General features: G+C 66.5%; 2 protein-coding genes and 1 pseudogene. 1 reads left to right on the top strand and 2 read right to left on the bottom strand.

The genetic code is table 11. The features are described 5' to 3' along the window. Window positions 1-519: dephospho-CoA kinase (gene coaE, locus RI841_RS16360; RefSeq protein WP_310706689.1), on the bottom strand; the 519-nt coding region annotated here is incomplete at its 3' end. Between the two features lie 42 nt (window positions 520-561). After that, window positions 562-1,413, bottom strand: a complete 852-nt coding sequence (locus tag RI841_RS16355; protein WP_310706688.1) for an A24 family peptidase — start codon at window positions 1,411-1,413, stop codon at window positions 562-564. A gap of 155 nt (window positions 1,414-1,568) precedes the next feature. Between RI841_RS16355 and aspA the strand changes: the two are divergent. Beyond that, window positions 1,569-1,766, top strand: a pseudogene (aspA, locus tag RI841_RS16350) (aspartate ammonia-lyase); the annotation flags it as partial.

The raw sequence follows: 1,766 nt of genomic DNA, 5'->3' as shown, positions 1-1,766 counted from the left end.
CACGTCATCGGCTCGGGCCAGGCGTTCCACCCTTGGCATCTGGGCAGCGACGATGGCTCGGGCCTGGGCGTCATCCACGTCGTCGCGAGCCGCCGTGCGGGCAATCTGGGTCGCCTCGGGGACATCGATGACCAGGCAGCGATCGACCATGGCGTCCTGGCCGGATTCGAACAGCAGCGGGGAAACCAGCAGCACATAGGGGGCTCCCTGCGCCTGGAGCCGTTCGAGGTGGGCCGCCAGGCGCTGGCGGATCCGCGGGTGGGTGATCCTCTCCAGCCGCTGTCGTGCCTCGCTATCGGCGAAGACGATGTCGCGAAGCGCCCGGCGGTTCAGGCTGCCGTCGGGAGCGAGGACCTCGCGGCCGAACTGTTCGGTGATCTCGGCGAGTGCCGGCTCGCCCGGGGCCACGACCTCTCGGGCCACTTCGTCGGCATCCACCCAGGGGATGCCCCTCGTGGCGAATGCCCGCGCCACTGTGGACTTGCCCGAGGCAATGCCGCCCGTCACGCCGATGATCATTCTTGCCTCCCGGTTAGCCTCGTTGTTCGCCATATGGTCAGGTTAATACAGTAGGCCGGTGTAGAGCGCCATCAGCGGCTCGCCGGCCAACAGGGCGATCCAGCCGGCCATCACCAGCCAGGGTCCGAAGGGCAGGGCAGCACCACGCAGGCGCGGGATGGCCAACTGGATGAGGATACCCACCACGGCCCCCGTCCCGGCGGAGAGGATCAATACCAGCGGCAGGTATTGCCAGCCCAGCCAGGCGCCCAGGGCAGCCAGCAGCTTGAAGTCGCCGTAGCCCATGCCCTCCTTGCCGGTGACCAGCTTGAACAGCCAGTAGAAGCTCCACAGGACCAGGTAGCCGGCCATGGCACCGATGACTGCCGAGGGCAGCATCAACGGCTGGAACAGCAGTTGGTAGAGAAGCCCCGCCCACAGCAGTGGCAGGGTGAGCAGGTCCGGCAGCAGCTGGGTACGCAGGTCGATTACCGCCATCGCCAGCAGGGTCAGGCAGGCACCGAAGATAAACAGCGCTTCGAGGGTCGGTCCGAAGAGCGCCAGCACCGCCACGGCCAGCACGCCTCCGGCGAGTTCCACCAGGGGATACTGGGGGCTGATGCGCGTCTGGCAGCTGGCACAGCGTCCGCGGCGCTTGAACCAGCCAAGCAGCGGCATGTTGTCATGCCAGGCAATGGGAGCCTCGCAGCGCGGGCACAGTGAGCGGGGCGTTACCAGATTGAAGGGAGGCGTCTCTTCCGGTTCCAGCTCCAGGGCCTCACGGGCCTCGGCGCGCCAGCTGCGCATCAGCATCACCGGCAGTCGGGTGATCACCACGTTGAGGAAGCTGCCCAGACACAGACCGATGACGACGGCTAGGGGCCAGAGCAGGAAGGGGGGGAGGTCGGCGAGCAAGGGGGGAGACTCCTGTCCAGTCGGATCCGGTACCCCATTGTATCGGGGGATGGCGACGATTGCCCTGCTTTCGATGCCGGAGGCCTCTTGCAAGGCCGTCGGCTGGACACCATGTTGAGTGGGGCACCCTTTATCCCGAACACGAGGAGTCGGACATGAGCGACCATCGCATTGAGCGCGATAGCATGGGCGAGTTGGAGGTGCCGAGGGAAGCCCTCTACGGTGCCCAGACCCAGCGCGCCGTCAACAATTTCCCGGTATCCGGTCAGTCGTTGCCGACGCCCTTCATCCACGCCATCGCTCGCATCAAGCTGGCGGCGGCCCGAGTCAACCGCGAACTGGGCCTTCTCGAC

It is taken from the genome of Halomonas sp., from assembly GCF_031581305.1.
In the GTDB taxonomy this organism is placed as follows: domain Bacteria; phylum Pseudomonadota; class Gammaproteobacteria; order Pseudomonadales; family Halomonadaceae; genus Halomonas.
This window is presented reverse-complemented; position numbering and strand designations above follow the sequence as displayed.